General features: G+C 44.6%; 11 protein-coding genes. 9 read left to right on the top strand and 2 right to left on the bottom strand.

The window, feature by feature from the left end; translation table 11 throughout:
* Position 1 precedes the first annotated feature (1 nt).
* From EUAN_RS05585 to EUAN_RS05610, 6 genes are all read left to right on the top strand, one after another.
* Positions 2-1,249, top strand: coding sequence for a coproporphyrinogen-III oxidase family protein (locus EUAN_RS05585; protein WP_071062563.1), 1,248 nt, complete (start codon positions 2-4; stop codon positions 1,247-1,249).
* A gap of 162 nt (positions 1,250-1,411) precedes the next feature.
* Positions 1,412-2,161 (top strand): carbonic anhydrase, encoded by a 750-nt coding sequence (locus EUAN_RS05590; protein WP_071062565.1) that lies wholly within the window; start codon positions 1,412-1,414, stop codon positions 2,159-2,161.
* A gap of 168 nt (positions 2,162-2,329) precedes the next feature.
* The gene (locus tag EUAN_RS05595) at positions 2,330-4,738 is read left to right on the top strand and encodes a transglycosylase domain-containing protein (RefSeq protein ID WP_143000708.1); all 2,409 of its coding nucleotides are present in this window, start codon (positions 2,330-2,332) and stop codon (positions 4,736-4,738) included.
* Between the two features lie 199 nt (positions 4,739-4,937).
* Positions 4,938-5,879: an ABC transporter ATP-binding protein gene (locus EUAN_RS05600; RefSeq protein WP_071062569.1), complete on the top strand. Its 942-nt coding sequence runs from the start codon at positions 4,938-4,940 to the stop codon at positions 5,877-5,879.
* Positions 5,867-6,625, top strand: a complete 759-nt coding sequence (locus EUAN_RS05605; RefSeq protein WP_071062571.1) for an ABC transporter permease — start codon at positions 5,867-5,869, stop codon at positions 6,623-6,625. Before EUAN_RS05600 ends, EUAN_RS05605 begins: the two co-directional genes overlap by 13 nt.
* A 72-nt stretch (positions 6,626-6,697) precedes the next feature.
* Positions 6,698-6,970, top strand: coding sequence for a 2Fe-2S iron-sulfur cluster-binding protein (locus EUAN_RS05610; RefSeq protein ID WP_071062573.1), 273 nt, complete (start codon positions 6,698-6,700; stop codon positions 6,968-6,970).
* Between the two features lie 19 nt (positions 6,971-6,989).
* Here EUAN_RS05610 and EUAN_RS05615 read toward each other — a convergent pair whose 3' ends face one another.
* Positions 6,990-8,498: a Ppx/GppA phosphatase family protein gene (locus EUAN_RS05615; protein ID WP_071062575.1), complete on the bottom strand. Its 1,509-nt coding sequence runs from the start codon at positions 8,496-8,498 to the stop codon at positions 6,990-6,992.
* Between the two features lie 90 nt (positions 8,499-8,588).
* Here EUAN_RS05615 and EUAN_RS05620 point away from each other — a divergent pair, with 90 nt between their 5' ends.
* From EUAN_RS05620 to EUAN_RS05630, 3 genes are read left to right on the top strand one after another with little or no spacing between them, the layout of a single operon-like run.
* The gene (locus tag EUAN_RS05620; protein ID WP_071062577.1) at positions 8,589-10,154 is read left to right on the top strand and encodes a Ppx/GppA phosphatase family protein; all 1,566 of its coding nucleotides are present in this window, start codon (positions 8,589-8,591) and stop codon (positions 10,152-10,154) included.
* Positions 10,151-12,250: a polyphosphate kinase 1 gene (ppk1, locus tag EUAN_RS05625; protein WP_071062579.1), complete on the top strand. Its 2,100-nt coding sequence runs from the start codon at positions 10,151-10,153 to the stop codon at positions 12,248-12,250. The genes EUAN_RS05620 and ppk1 overlap by 4 nt, the downstream gene beginning before the upstream one ends.
* A 30-nt stretch (positions 12,251-12,280) precedes the next feature.
* Positions 12,281-12,712, top strand: a complete 432-nt coding sequence (locus EUAN_RS05630) for a CBS domain-containing protein (protein WP_211266288.1) — start codon at positions 12,281-12,283, stop codon at positions 12,710-12,712.
* A gap of 52 nt (positions 12,713-12,764) precedes the next feature.
* On the opposite strand, the gene EUAN_RS05635 is transcribed toward EUAN_RS05630, so the two are convergent.
* A complete protein-coding gene (locus EUAN_RS05635) occupies positions 12,765-15,788 on the bottom strand; it encodes a transglycosylase domain-containing protein (protein WP_071062583.1) in 3,024 nt (1,007 codons plus the stop codon).
* Between the last annotated feature and the right edge of the window lie 81 nt (positions 15,789-15,869).

A 15,869-nucleotide genomic window follows, 5' to 3' on the forward strand; every position in this document is an offset into this window, starting at 1 on the left:
AATGCTTACTACAATAATGAGACTTATACTGACTAGATCGCTAAAGCCTTTTGAATTCAAGAGCGAATACAGCGAAAGTCTGGATTTCAAGGACTTGAAGAACATGGGGCTTTATGTGCATATACCTTTTTGCAGATCCATATGCAGATTCTGCCCTTACTGCAAGGAGATATACAGCAGAGAGCGAGCTGAGAGCTACAGAGAAGCGCTTCTGAAAGAGATAGAGCTTGTATGTAGCCGTATGGACCGAAAAAAAGAGGTGACAAGCCTCTACTTCGGGGGCGGAACACCTGCGCTTATGATAGACGACTTAGGGGAGATAGTCGGAAAGCTGAAAGAGCATTTTGAAATAAACGGAGGGATAGGATTAGAACTTCATCCAAGTGATATAAGCAAAGAGAATATACTTAAACTTAAAGCAGCGGGCTTCACTATGGTCAGCGTAGGACTACAGTCGTTTGACGAAAATTGCTTGCAAAAGCTTGGAAGAAGCGGCGGGGACTTTGCAGACAAGCTGAAGCTTTTAAAAGGTGAGTTTGAGGCTGTAGACGTAGATCTCATATTTGCAATTCCAGGACAGACTGAAGATACGCTTTTAAGCGATGTAGACAAGGCTTTTGAATACGGGGCCACTCAGGTTTCTACTTACCCTTTTATAGATTTCACCTTCGCAAACAACGAGTACAAGCCCATGGACGAAGGTGTGAAAAAGAAGATGCTGTCGTCGCTTGTTTACCACAGCGAAGCGTCAGGCTTCGAGAGGACTTCTGTCTGGACTTTCTCCAAAAAGGGGACGGAGAAATACTCGTCGGTGACAAGGGATTCTTTTCTGGGATTTGGAGTATCCGCAACTACTCTTTTAAAACAGAGCTTCAAGGTAAATACATTCTCCATAGACGGATATATAGAGAGGGTGGGGAAGAGTTCGCTTCCAACAGCGCTCACTATAGATTTTACAGAGAGACAGCGAGCGGCCTACCATCTTTTCTGGAGTGCCTACGCCATGAAGCTGGACGCCAAGAGTTTTGAGGATGCAGTTGGGCGTAAGCTTGAGTATATGTACGGAATAGAGCTCAAACTGGCGGAGAAGCTTGGGTATATAAAGAAAGCCGGGGAAAACTACGAACTTACAGAAAAATCTACTTACCTTTATCATAAGGCAGAGCAGATATATACAAACGCATATATAGATAAGATGTGGAGTTTGCTCAGGGTAGAACCATTCCCAAAGAGGATGACTCTTGAATAGGGCAAAAAAACTTGCCTAGACAAATGACATTCAAATGTAAAAAGAGTTAATTTATATAAAAAAATATAATAAAACATAAATATAGATATACATGAATAAATTCGCATGCTATAATCTCTAAGTGTTAAGAATAATTAATAAAGAGACTTGGAGGAATTATTTATGAAGAAAGTATTATCTATAGTATCAGTAGCTTTGATTTCAGCTACAATGTTTGCAGGATGTAGCCAAGAGGAGAAGAAGTCGGAAGAGCCAACTGAAACTCAAATAAGTACTGAAACTAAAGATATCCACAGCAATCCTGAGGTGAAAACGCCAGATGAAGCGCTTCAGCTTCTTAAAGACGGGAATGCAAGATTTGTAAATGGAGAACTTGCAAACTATGACCTTGGAGATGAAAAGCTCGCAGAGCTGGAAAAGGGACAAAAGCCAGCAGCTGTAGTGATAACTTGCTCAGACTCTAGAACAGCGCCAGAGCACTTTTTAGATCAAGGACTAGGTGATATATTTGTTGTAAGAGTTGCGGGAAATGTACTGGACCACAATGAAATAGCAAGTGTTGAATATGCTGTAGACCACCTTGGAACACCACTAGTGGTAGTTCTTGGACATGACAGCTGCGGAGCTGTAAATGCTGCGGTGGGAGTACATGAAAATCCTGAAGAAGCACATAGCACAGAGCATCTAGACTACCTTATATCTAAGATAACTCCTGCAGTAGAAGAAGCTAAAGCTTCTGGTGCAGAGGGAGATGAGTTAGCTGAAAAAGCTATTGATCTGAATGTAGACAACGGCGTAAAGCAACTACAGGAGCAGAGCGAAGTTATAAAAGGAAAGGTTTCATCGGGAGCGTTAAAAGTAGTTGGTGGAAGCTACAATTTCTCCGATGGAAGTATAGCTTGGAAAAACTAAATATGTGAAATCAAAACCGACTTCTTTTAAGTCGGTTTTTTTGTGTTTTTTCTTCAATTAGTGGTATAATACAACTATCTTTAATTTTTGTAAAAGGAGAGATAGAGCTTGCGGAATGAGAAAAAATCGGGCAAATTTAAAAGAATACTAAAAAAAGCAGGTAAAGTTATGGCAGTTCTTCTAGTCCTTATGATGGTGGTTGCATTAGGGCTTTTCATTAAATTTAAACCTAGGCTCGATGCGCTTATTGAAAGTGGAGATTCAATCATATCAAAGGTGACAGATGAATCATTTAAAAGCAGAGAGGCCACAGCCATATATGATAGGAATGGAGAGGTTATAACGGAAATACAAGACCACGAGTATGTATATATTCCACTGTCGAAAATGGGGATGAACATAAGAAACAGCTTTATAGCGGTGGAAGACATAAGGTTTTATGAGCACAACGGTGTAGACTACAAGGGCCTTATGAGGGCAGGCTTTGAGCTTGTAAAAAACAGAGGAACTATAACACAAGGTGGTAGTACTATAACACAGCAGCTTGTGAAGAATGTATTTCTGACTCATAAGCAGACTTATGAAAGAAAGCTAGAGGAGATGTATATAGCCAGAAAGCTAGAGAAGCTTTACTCTAAAGACCAAATACTGGAGTTCTACTTGAACAATGCGTATTTTGGAAGGGGAGCCCATGGCGTAGAGGCGGCGGCTAGAAAGTACTTCAACAAGTCGGCTGAAGAACTTACGATAGCTGAAAGCGCAGTGCTTACGGGGTTTACGAATAATCCGACTTACTACGATCCGGTGGAAAACCTTGAAAATGCAAAAGCAAAAAGAGACAGCATTATTGCAAAGATGCTGGAAACTGGATTTATAAGTCAAGCTGAGCACGACGAAGCTATTTCTTCGGACATAGCACTTGATATGAGCAGGGAGTTTAATCAAGACTTCGGGCTAGACAGCTCGCCTGTGTCTTTTGCGCTCTGGGGAGCTACCAAGGCACTTATGAAAGAAGAGGGATTTGAGTTTAAATACTGGTTTGACACACAAGAGGAGAGGGACGCATACGACGAATCCTACAGCAACCTATATGGACAGATAAACTCAAAGCTGAGAAATGGCGGATATAAAATCTACAGCACTATAGACATGGACAAGCAGGAAAAGCTACAGGAAAGTGTAAACAATGGGCTTTCAGGTCAGCAGTCTGTAGACGAAGAGACTGGGATATACAAAGTCCAAGGCTCTGCAGTCACGATAGACAACGAGACAGGAGACGTGCTTGCAGTAGTTGGAGGAAGAACTCAGGAAGACGTTGAGAATATGTTCAACAGAGCCATACTGGGACACAGACAGCCTGGCTCTACGATAAAGCCTATACTGACTTACACTCCGGCGTTTGAAAAAGGAAGGCTCCCGAGCATGGGAATGAACGACGAGGAGATAAAGGGAGGCCCGAAGAACGCCGACAGAAAGTTCAGAGGCATTGTGACTCTTAGAGAAGCTGTCGAGAGGTCTTACAACACAATACCTTACAAAATAACTCAAGAGTATGGAACAAGGGAACTTATAAAGTACTTGGAGAAGATGGAGTTTTCAAAGCTTGTTCCAGACGACATATTCCCGGGGATATCTATAGGTGGCTTCACCTACGGAGCTACAGCACTTGAGATGGCGAGTGCATACTCGACTATAGCCAGAAACGGGGAGTTTATTACTCCTACAGGCGTGGACATGATAAAGAATCTATCAGACGATGTAATATATGAAAACAAGAGAGAGAGAGTCAGGGTTTACGACTCGGGAAGCGCATACTTGATGACAGATGTGCTGAAAGGCGTAGTCTCCAGCCCAGGAGCGACTGCATATGGAACTTGGGTGTCTGGTGTGGATACAGCCGGAAAGACAGGTACTACAAACGAGAACAAGGACGCCTGGTTCGCAGGGTACACTCCGAAGTACACAACAGTTGTATGGGTTGGAAGCGATGTACCTAGGCCGCTAAACCAGGGCAGCAATTATACGAAGCGCATATGGGACAACTACATGGAGGAGATTCACAGCGACGTTTCCAATACAAAGTTTGAAAGGCCTGAGAGGATTTCCAAGATGTATGTAAATCATGGCAACTTCAAGGTGAGCAAGTCCAGAGTTGCAGGATGGAGCCTAGAGCTTGTTCCTGAAATATACTATGAGCTACAGGAAAGCGGAGAGCTTGACAGTATACTGAGAAATCAAGAGCTTTACAGCACTCCGTCGCCTAAAAAAGAAGAAGAAGAGAAGGAAGAGGTAAAAGAAGAGGTAAAAGAGGAAGAGACGGAAGAAGAGGTGGAAGAAGGCACAGATACGCCACCAGAAGGGGAAGCGCCAGGTACAGATGAAAATGGGAATCCAACGCCGACCCCAAATCCAACACCTACCCCAACGCCAAATCCGACGCCGAATCCAAATCCGAACCCTACACCACCGCCAAACCCAACACCAACTCCTGACCCAGGAGATGGCGGAGAAGGAGGAAATGGAGGGTCTTCTGGAAATACGGGGGGAGGTGACGGCTCTCTAGAGCCATCCCCCTAATCCTGAAAATGAACTGGACGAGGAGCTAGAAGAAGAGCTTGAGGAAGAACCAGATGATAAGCTCGATGACGAGATAGAAGAAAGAGAAGATACAGTAGATCAAGGAGGAATTATTTCTCCTTGATTTTCTGATTTAATATGGATTTAACGAGAAGAGTGTATAATCGATCTAGAAAGAAATTGAGGGGAAGTGTTTGCTTTGGTAATAGAAGTTGAAAACTTGACCAAGATGTACGATGAAGAAGTGGCTGTAGACAACATATCTTTTTCTGTAAATCGAGGGGAGATATTTTGCATAATAGGACCTAACGGGTCTGGAAAGACTTCAACTATAGAGTGTATAGAGGGACTCAGGCCTGTAGATGCAGGGAGTATAAATGTACTGGGGCTGGATCCTTTCAAGGACAGAAAAAAAATGTATGAGCAGATAGGTGTTCAGATACAAGAGCATGTATTTGTCTCAGAGGCCAAGGTTGACGAGCTCTGCAAGCTCTACAGCTCGTTCTACACCAATCCTGTGCCTTACAAGTCTCTACTCAAGGAGTTTGAGCTCTACGACAGCAGGAATATACATGCTGTAAACCTTTCAGGCGGGCAGAAGAAGAAGCTTTCTTTTATACTGGCGCTGCTTCCGAGACCTAAGATTGTGTTTCTAGATGAGATAACCAGCTTTCTTGACCCGGCTTCAAGGAAAGATATGCTCTCCTACATAAGGCAGCTTAAGGGAATGGGCATAACAACTATACATATAACACACCATATGGACGAAGCCCAAGCTTTAAGCGACAGGATATGCCTTATGAAAGACGGGAAGATACTCAGCATAGACACCGCTTCAAATATGATAGAAAAGTCCAACCTTCCGGGGCTTATAACTTTTGAGTCGGATGACGAGAAGATAAGCATAGAGTCGCTAAAGAGCATACCATTTGTGATATCGGCCGAGCAGATGGGAAGCAAGTACAGCATAAGGGGAAAAGAAGGCAAGACACTTAGAAGCGTAATAGACTACTTGAGGGACAATGACATATCTTACAGCAGATTTTATGACAGGCCGCCTAATCTAGAGGATGTCTATTTGGACATAATGGGCTACGATGCTCCTGAAATAAAGGAGGGTGCAAAGATATGGATAGAGTGATTATAAGGTCTACTGTGCAGCTTGTGAAATTTGAATTCAGGCAGATCACAAGGATATTTCCGAATATGTTTTTTTCGGCGTTCTTTCCGCTGCTGTTGCTGCTTGTATTCGGATCGCTTTACGGAAATGAGCCGAGTGAAGAGTTCTATGGATTTGGAACGATAGACATACTGACACCGTCTTATGTGGGGATGATAATAGCTGTAAACTCGCTTGTACATCTTCCGCTCAGTGTTTCGTTTTACAGAGAGCTGAAGGTCTTGAAGCGATTTATGGCAACGCCTATAAATCCCATACAGGTGCTGATATCTCAGTACGTGGTTTACTTTATAATATCGGTGCTCAGCTCTGCGATTCTCATAGCCATGAGCTTTGCTGTATTCGGGCTTGAGTTCCACGGAAAGCCGCTTTACTTTGCACTTTACTTCGTAGTGTCTTCGCTTAGCATGTCGGCGATAGGATTCTTTATCACTAGCCTGACCTCGAAGACCAAGACATGTAGTGCAATCTCGAACTTCATATACTTTCCCATGATATTCCTCTCCGGCGCGTCTTTTGCAACAGAGCTGATGCCACCGAATATGGAGTACATAAGCAAGTTCATACCGCTGACTTACTCTGTAAACTTACTGAAGGAGTCTTGGATAGGGAATATATCCATGGATCACAGGACGAATATATTCCTGCTTTTAGGCATATTTGTGGTTTTTATAGCTGCATCGACTATAACCTTTAAATGGGAGTAGGTGTTTGAAGCCAGACAAAAGGTGGTAAATATAAATAGAGCAATTCAAGACTTTTGTTTGGGAGATGATTTGATGGGAAAAGTTAAATTTATAAATGAAGTAGATGCGAAAAAGGAAAAGGATCTGGTGAAGCTTGCAAAAAAAGCGAACGTAAAGATAAAGCTTCCTTGCAGTGGGAAGGGAACTTGCGGAAAGTGCATAGTCAAGATAACTAAAGGCGAAGCATCAGAGCCCACCAAGGCGGAGATAAAAAAGCTTGGTGAGGAGAAAATCCAAAAGGGATACAGGCTGGCCTGCCAGGTCGAAGTTCTAGAAGACGATATATCGGTAAAAATAATAGACTAGGGGAAACCCTAGTCTATTTTTAGTAGGACAGCTTGAAGTCGAAAGTTTTTTCAAACTGAGGAGCTATCATGGACAGGTTGTTCCTCTCCAGCTCCAGAGAGTCCAAATCTGTGTCGAAGCTTAGCTTTACATGGTCTTCCCCTATTGTAGCCGACACCCCTGATATAGAAGAGTCTAGCCTTCTGTCTAGGGCTTCGCTTATCTTGAGTATGGCCCCCAGCTTCTCTGCTATTTCCTTTTCCCTAAGGCTTAGCATAGAGCTGTAAGGGGAGTCTTCGATCCTGACTTTGCTGCTTCTATGCATTGAAGCGGCGAAAGCGGCCATAAGCATCTCTTTGTGGGACAGGCCTTTTATATTGGAGTTGAGTATTATATAAAAAGAATGTATATGGTGATTGTAATAGCCTATGGAAACGCCTATGTCATGGAGCAGAGACGCAGTCTTGAATATATTGTAGACATCCTCGCTTATCTTGTGGACAGGCTTAAGCTGCTCGAAGAGGGACTCTGAAAGGCTCCATATATGCTCGGCATGAGACACAAGCACGTCGTACCTTGCCATAATCCTTCTTATCTCATAGTCCACCACATCGTCTATAAGCTTTCGCTTGTCTCCCAAGATATATTCATATATATAGCCTTCCCTTATACCGCTGCCGCTTACGTAGACTTCTGTCAGATTGCAGTACTTGAATATGGAGTCCACCACCAGCGTGGCACCTAGTATGATGTCGGACCTGTCTTTGGACAGACCCTTCAGCTTTTTCCGCTGCTTGCTGCTACTCTCTTTCAGAATCTCGCATACCTCAAGTGTCTCTCTCTTGTCCATCCTGTAGTTGTGCGTCAGGTCGAAAGGGTAGTTCTTCTTCTTTCTCTCCACCTTGGCTATTGTCCTGAAAGTGCCTCCGATTCCGACTAGCGGGATATTTTGAACGTCTCCTAGCCATGGGACACTGTCATAGACATCTTCAAGATAAGACTGTATCTCCAGCTCTAGCTCAGGACTCAGGCTGTCTTTTATGTTGAACATGTCGGTGATGTTGAGGGACCCTATCGGCAGACTTATGGAGTTTACAAGCAGCCTGTCTTTTACGTGTATAAGCTCAGTACTACATCCGCCAATGTCCACGAAGAGACCTTCAGTTATGCTTGTGCTGTTTATGGTTCCGTAGTAGTCGTAGTAGGCCTCATCCTCTCCAGATATAACTTCGACGTCTAAGCCCACTTCTGACTTTATCTTGGCTACAACTTCATCTCTGTTTCGTGCGCTTCTGATTGCGGCCGTGGCCACCACTATCATTTTCTCCACTTTTATTGACTCGTAGAGGCTTTTAAAACCCTTTAGCGCATCTATCAGATTGTTCACCCTGGACTTGTCCAGGTTTCCGTCGCTGTCTATATCTCTTCCAAGGCGTATGGACGATTTGACCTCGTCTAGTATTTTAAAGTGCTTTCTGTCTTTTTCCAAAACCGCTATCACAAGCCTGACAGAGTTTGAACCTATATCTATAACTCCAACTGTATTCATTAAATTCACTCCTTTAAATCTTTATCTTTAATATTTACCACTTTTTCTGGGTATAAAGCAGAATATAAATATAGAAAAGGGGATAGGGAGATGACCAAAAAGGATTATGAGCTAGTCGCCGCAATCAACTTGGGAAGTGGCTATATAGACATGAGCATAGTGCAGATCAAAAAGGGAGGTCAAGTTGAGCTCATAGAGAAGTTGTCTCATCCGACCGACCTTGGGGGCGACAGCTTCAGCCAAGGCAGAGTGGGGCTCGACACCATGAGGGAGTGCTGCAGGGTTTTGAAAGACTACAAGAAGATAATGAACACATACGGGGTCAAGAGATACAAGGCCATATCCACCAGCGGAATGAGGGAAGCTGAGAACAGAGAGTACTTGATAGACCAGATAAAGAGCAAGACAGGCTTAGACGTGAAGATAATAAGCGTGGCTGAGGAAAGATACTACATATACAGGGCTCTCAGGAAAAGCTCTCTAGACTTAGACAGGAGCAAGAACTTCATCATAGTGAATATAGCATACGGCGGGCTTGAAGTTTCATTCTATGAAAATGGATCCCTTAAGTTTACAGAGTACCTGAAGATAGGGCCCCTCAGGATGCACGAGGCACTTTCTTCAATAGAGCATATAAACTTAAACTACAACAACACTATGAAGGAGTACTTCGAGAGCAAGGTGAACTCGCTATACAACGAGATAAGGGGCAAGAACATAGACACGCTCATAGCGCTAGGGGGAGAGGTCAAGAAGATAATGAAGGTCATAGAAGAAGAGGTCGACCAAGAGGGAGACTACCAGGCGCTAGACAGAAAGAAAGTAAAGCATTTCTACAAGAAGCTCTCCCAGATGAATGTGGGGCAGATAGCAGACATGTACTATCTTCCAAAGAGGGAGGCCGAGACACTTGTGCCGTCGGTGACTATACTCCACTCTATGCTCGACTTTATAGAGACCAAGAGGGTAATAGTGCCTATGATTTCAATAGTGGACGGGCTGACAGACAGGCTGTACGAGAGCAGCAAGTTCTACGAAGCTGACGACAATAGCTCTTCATATGACGACATAATAAGCTCTGTATGGTTTATAGCTGAAAAATACGGGGTATCTAAGAGACATTCAGAATACGTGTCAAAAACAGCCATATCTATATACGACCAGCTTTTGAACGTGCACAAGCTAGACAACAAGTACAGGCTTTTTCTCAGGACAGCGGCAATACTTCACGACTGCGGAAACTATGTGAGCTTGAGCAACCATGCTTTCCAGTCGTATAGGATAATAAAGTCCCAAAATATAATGGGGTTTTCAGATAGAAATCTCGAGCTTATAGGGAATATAGCCAGATACCACTCGGGAAAAGTCCCGTCGTATAAAGACACGAGCTATGCCAATTTGATCGAGGAAGACAAGGTCATAGTCTCCAAGCTGGCTTCTATACTGAGCCTTGCAGAGGCCATAGACTCAAGCCATAAAGAGAAAGACATATCTGTAAAGGTGGAGGTGTCAGGTGACTTTGCAAGCTTCACCGTGAGGTCTGAAGAGGCACTGGTGCTTGAAGCTTGGGAGCTTGAGAAGCGAGTTGAGTTCTTTGAAGAAGTGTACGGCCTAGAGGCCCAGATAAAGGTAGAGAAAGGGATTGGTAGAAAGTGAAGAAGAATTTTAGCAACAACAGCGAATATATAAACAGAGAGCTAAGCTGGATAGAGTTCAACAAGAGAGTGCTGAATGTATCTGAAAATCCGGACACTCCACTCTTTGAAAGACTTAAATTTGTAGCCATAACAAGCTCAAATTTCGACGAATTCTTTATGGTCAGGGTGGGCTCGCTAAATGATCAAGTAAACGCCGGGTTCAACCAAAAAGATCCGTCAGGGATGACTCCGCTAGAGCAGATAGAGAACATATTTATATACGCCAAAAAACTGATAGACAGGCAGTACAAGGCGTTCAACGATATACAGAAGGAGCTTCTAGGGCATAATCTGAAGTTTGCATCTGTAGAGGAGCTAAGCGAAGAGCAAAGAGACTATTTGCAGAGGTACTACATCGAGAAAGTATATCCTGTGCTCACTCCTATTTTGGTGGACAAGAGGATACAGTCACCTCTCGTATTTAACAAAAGCTTAAATGTAGGTGTGCTCCTGGAAAATGAAAAGCATGAGAAGTTCTTTGGAACGGTGCAAGTTCCCTCGGTTCTGGGAAGGCTGGTGGAGGTTCCGGGAGAGGGGGATATGAGGGAGTTTGTGTCGCTAGAAGAGATCATAAAGCTCAACTTGGAAGCTCTTTTCAGCGGGCACAGAGTTGTTTCAAGCAGCTGCTACAGGATAACCAGGAATGCGGACTTGACTCTAGATGAAGAGGGTGCGGAAGACCTTCTAGAGACTATAGAGGAGTCCATAAAGCTCAGAAAATGGGGAGCTGTAGTGAAGCTGGAGGTGGAGAGCGGAGTAGACGAGGAGCTGAGGTCTCAGCTTGTGGACCTGTTCGAGCTCTCGGGAGACTATGTGGTGGATATAAACGGATATATAGACCTGAGCTTCCTCATGAAATTTACAGGAATGCAGGGTTATGAGCAGTTCAAGTACAAGAGAGAAGAGTTCCAGATGCACAGGGCGTTTAAGTCTGACGAAGACATATTCCGAATAATATCTAAAGAAGATGTGTTGCTGCACCACCCATTTGAGTCGTTTGATCCGGTGCTGAAGCTTGTGGAGAGTGCGGCCAAAGACAAGAACGTGCTGGCAATAAAGCAGGTGCTCTACAGAGTCAGCGGAAACTCCCCTATAGTGGATGCACTGGTGAAGGCGGCTGAAAGCGGAAAGCAGGTTACAGTGCTTGTGGAGCTCAAGGCCAGGTTCGACGAGGAAAACAATATAAACTGGGCGAGAAGGCTTGAAAAAGCCGGCTGCCATGTCATATACGGGATAGTCGGACTTAAGACGCACTGCAAGATACTCTTGGTTGTCAGGATGGAGGAGACGGGCATAAAGCGGTATGTCCATCTCGGAACTGGAAACTACAACGACGACACAGCCAAGCTCTACACCGACATAGGCTACTTCACATGCAATCCGCAGTATGGCTCGGATGCCTCTAGGCTTTTCAACATGCTTTCAGGCCATTCCAAGCTGGAGAATATGTACAAGCTTTCTTCAGCACCTATAGATATGAGGAGGAAGTTTGAAAGGCTGATAGACAGGGAGATATCAAATGCACAGGCAGGGAAAAAATCAAGGATAGCCTGTAAGCTAAACTCGCTGGTGGACTACAAGATGATAAAGAAGCTTTACGAAGCCTCAAACGCAGGCGTGAAGGTGGACTTGGTGATAAGGGGTATATGCTGCCTGGTGCCGAATATAAAGGACCAGAGCGAGAACATAACAGTGAGAAGCATAGTGGGAAGATACCTTGAACACAGTAGAATATACTATTTCTACAACGACGGGGACGAAGAGGTGTTTATAAGCAGCGCCGACTGGATGACCAGGAACCTAGATAGGAGGGTGGAGCTGCTAGTGCCTGTGGAAGACGAGGAGAGCGTGGAGAAGCTAAAGAACATAATAGAGATAAACTTGAAAGACAATGTAAATGCAAAGTCCATGTCTTCCGACGGCAGGTATATGAAGTTCAAGGGAGGAGACAAAACTTTAGACAGCCAGAAGTACTTTCAGGAGAGGTCTGTAAAGGAAAACTCAATAGATAAAAAATTATTCAAACCAAAATATTCGGGTATCAACATAGGGTAGAGGAGTGATTTCATGTTGGCAAAAGATATAATGACAAAAGAAGTAATTAAAGTCCACAAAGACGAAGTGGTGGAGAACGTTATAAAGCTACTGCTTGAAAAAGATATAAGCGGGGTGCCGGTAGTAGACGATGAAGGCATGCTCGTAGGAATAGTTTCAGAGGGAGACCTCATATACAAGAGCAAGAAATTCCACTTTCCGCTCTACTTCACCATATTGGACAGCTATATATTCCTAGAGAAGCCCAAGATGATAGAGGAACAGGTCTCTAAGATGACTGCTTACAAGGTGGAGAGCATGATGAGCACAGAGGTTCACTCTGCAAGAGAAGATGACACTGTAGAGGATATAGCCACTATAATGAATGAAAAGGGAGTAAACAGGGTCCCTGTAGTTGATGAAAGCGGAAAAGTTGTGGGAATAGTCACTAGGAAAGACATAATAAAGAGCTACAATATGTAAAAAAGAGAGAGAGCCATATGGCTCTCTCTCTTTTTAATTCGCTGACAATGCGTCAGTTTCGTCGGTACCTTATAAAATCCGAATCTGGCTGGTCTGGGTTCAAAGGTTCTTCCAAGAACTCGTCTTCTAGAGGGGGATCTTCCGCTGGAGGCTCCCCCTCTGTGTTTGGCACATATTCTTCATCCGGCACAGGTGCTGGCGCTACAGTTTCTGGGACAGATGTGTCTGTATCTATACGGTCTTCCCGAGGCCTGTCCGGAACTCTAGGCTCATCTTCTGTGTCGCTTTCCAAAGCGCTTCCCCTGTGGTGGCATACTTCAGGCGGTGCATACATATAGTCTTCAGGATAGAGACCGTTGTACTTTTCAGGGTCGTAAGGAACTGATCTTTTTATGAAAAACCTGTTCATCACCAGAAGGCTAGGACATCCGCTTGTAGCCAGTTTGCCAGTTGAGAGGTCCACCTTGAGCAACACATGGGCGTCGCATTTTGAAATGGGCTCCGTACCTCTTACGAAGAGCTCTTTTCTTATGACATGCCTGTGATCTCTGTCGCAGACTTCGCCGACCAGCTTTCCAGAGACGGTGCAGATTTCTCGCTCGACTATGTTAGATGGCCTTTCAAAGCCTCTGTCTGGAAGATTTTTGTGCGCAAGCTTCATCACAGATGAGAAAAGCTGGGCGGCCATTCCACTGTCTTGGCTTAGGACCACACTCTGAGAGTCGTTTCCAATCCATACGCTACCTGTGTAATAAGGAGTGTACCCTGCAAACCAGACATCGGCGTTGTCGTTAGTGGTTCCCGTCTTTCCGGCAACAGGAATCCCCGAGTTTCCCGAGTCGATCCTGGCTTTCTTGGCTATGCTAAGCCCGTCTGAAACCGTAGTACGCAGCACATCTGTCATTATAAAGGCGGTTTCAGGAGACACGACCTTTGTCTTGCTAGGGGTGTTGTCTAGAATCACATTTCCATTCCTGTCCTCCACTTTTACATACGACCTGGGCTTTATATAAGTCCCTTCGTTTGCAATAGAGGCGTAAGCCCCTGCAATGTCAAGAGGGCTTATTCCCTTTGAAAGCCCTCCAAGTCCAAGGGCTGCAAGGTTTTCGTCGTTGTGTTCTCTATCTTCCTGCCTTGTCACAAAGCTGTCCTTGGCTCCAGACTTTATGATGCCCATTCGCTCCAGATACTTCATAGAGGTCTTGACCCCTATGTCTTCAACCGTCTTGACTGCGTTTGTGTTTACAGAGAGCTCTACAGACTCCCTAAGGGAGATAAGCCCCCTGTACCTTGAGTCATAGTTGTTTGGCCAGATATCCCCTTTTTCATTCAAGTAGGGAATGTCGTCTACTGGAGTGGCCGCCGTATAACCATTGTCTAGTGCAGGCAGATACGCTCCAAGTGGCTTCATAACAGATCCCACCTGACGGGGCAGAAGCGCCCTGTTGAGTATCTTTTGACCAGACATATTTCTGCCGCCTACAATTGCAGCTATCTTTCCGCTGCTCTGCTCTAGTACGACTGTGGCCGCTTGAGGCTGAAGAACTCCTACTTCATCGTTTGAAAAATAAGAGTTTCCCACGACAAGCTGAGAGCTTCCGGAAGACATGTTGAAGTTTACAGCTTCGTTCAGAAAGCCGGAGCTTATGCGTACAGCGCCATCATCCTCGATGCTGTAGTTGTCCTTGGAGAGTGAGAGCTTCCCAAGCGAGTGCGTAAGCAAATTCCCGTCTGGCCCTAAGGAGTAGTAGTCCCTTATGTCAATTGAATCAGAAGAGACTATCAGCTTTGGGGAGTCTATGACTATATCTCCACTTGAGGAGACGTCAAACTCGTCAGGAGAGAACAAGAGGTTCCCGTTTTCGTCTAATATGTTGTTCTTCCTGTAGTAAACGATGTTGCCGTTTTCGGAGACTATATTTCCACTTGGGTCGGAGCTCCAACTGCTGAGCTTTCCGCTTGAGACATAGCTTCCAAAGTTCTGGTATATCTCCTCCACGCCTCTTTGAAGCTCTATGTCCACTGTGGAGTACACTTTAACTCCTCCTGTATATAGCTCCCTGTGGGCAGACTCCTCTGTATAGCCGGCTCTGTTTACAAGGTCTTCTACGACCTGGTTCTTTACATAGTCTACAAAATACGAGGATATCATGGCTTCTTCATCCTGTTTGCCTGGAATTACAGCTGCCGATATATCCTCTGAAATAGCTGAGTCATAGTCGGCTGCGGAGATATACCCTTGCTCTCTCATCTCGGAAAGTATGAGGCGCTGGCGGTCTAGCGACTTCTCGTTAAACACAGCTGTGTACACCTCGCCCAGGATGGTTACATCTCCCAGTATCCTGTTTTCTGAAGTTAAGTTTTCAGGCCGCACAAGTATATACGGGGACAGGTTTGAGGGGCTGTTTGTGACTCCCGCGATTACAGCCGACTCTGCGAGTGTAAGTTCTGAGATATCTTTTGAAAAGTATGTCTCAGAGGCTTCATGCACTCCATAGGCACCTTGCCCGAAGTAGACGCTGTTGAGGTACGCCTCTAGTATCGCCTCTTTGGACAGCGAATTTTCAAGCTGAAGGGCTATATAGGCTTCCTTTATCTTTCTGGTTATATGGACTTCGTTTGAGAGGTATACATTCTTGGCAAGCTGCTGGGTTATGGTGCTGGCGCCCCTGACCACAGATCCTGCCTTTATGTTCTCCAAGAGAGAGCCTGTAATGCTCCTCAAGTCTATTCCGTGGTGGTCCCAAAATCTCTCGTCCTCGATCGCGACTATGGCGTTTTGAAGATCCTTGGGTATATTTTCCAGAGGAACTATAGTCCTGTTCTCCTCCGCCCTTATCTTTTCGATAAGTGTTCCAGACTCGTCGTAGATATAGGAGTTGAGGTTTAGTTCCTCTAGAATCTCCTTTGGGTTGAAACTAGGCAAGTCCTTTATAGAGGCATAGACAAGTCCGCCTGCAATGCCGGCCGCCATAAGAGCGAGCACAGTCAGAGACAGAAAGAAGCCCTTGAGAAAACCGCCTTTTTTCTTATGACCTTTTGTTGCTTTATTTGAATTTTTTTTCTTGTTGCTCATAACATTCTCCTTTAAACACATGACAATATTTATTCATATTTGATTATATCACAGCGTGAATTGCCTTAGAACACTTTGAGG

The sequence above is a fragment of the Andreesenia angusta genome (assembly GCF_001855385.1).
Lineage (GTDB): Bacteria > Bacillota > Clostridia > Tissierellales > Gottschalkiaceae > Andreesenia > Andreesenia angusta.

Excerpts from the sequence above, each read along its gene's own strand:
- EUAN_RS05585 (WP_071062563.1), top strand. The coding sequence starts at position 2 with ATGCTTACTACAATAATGAGACTTATACTGACTAGATCGCTAAAGCCT.
- EUAN_RS05620 (WP_071062577.1), top strand. The coding sequence starts at position 8,589 with ATGACCAAAAAGGATTATGAGCTAGTCGCCGCAATCAACTTGGGAAGT.
- EUAN_RS05610 (WP_071062573.1), top strand. The coding sequence starts at position 6,698 with ATGGGAAAAGTTAAATTTATAAATGAAGTAGATGCGAAAAAGGAAAAG.
- EUAN_RS05630 (WP_211266288.1), top strand. The coding sequence starts at position 12,281 with ATGACAAAAGAAGTAATTAAAGTCCACAAAGACGAAGTGGTGGAGAAC.
- EUAN_RS05635 (WP_071062583.1), bottom strand. The coding sequence starts at position 15,788 with ATGAGCAACAAGAAAAAAAATTCAAATAAAGCAACAAAAGGTCATAAG.
- EUAN_RS05590 (WP_071062565.1), top strand. The coding sequence starts at position 1,412 with ATGAAGAAAGTATTATCTATAGTATCAGTAGCTTTGATTTCAGCTACA.
- EUAN_RS05615 (WP_071062575.1), bottom strand. The coding sequence starts at position 8,498 with ATGAATACAGTTGGAGTTATAGATATAGGTTCAAACTCTGTCAGGCTT.
- EUAN_RS05595 (WP_143000708.1), top strand. The coding sequence starts at position 2,330 with ATGGCAGTTCTTCTAGTCCTTATGATGGTGGTTGCATTAGGGCTTTTC.
- EUAN_RS05605 (WP_071062571.1), top strand. The coding sequence starts at position 5,867 with ATGGATAGAGTGATTATAAGGTCTACTGTGCAGCTTGTGAAATTTGAA.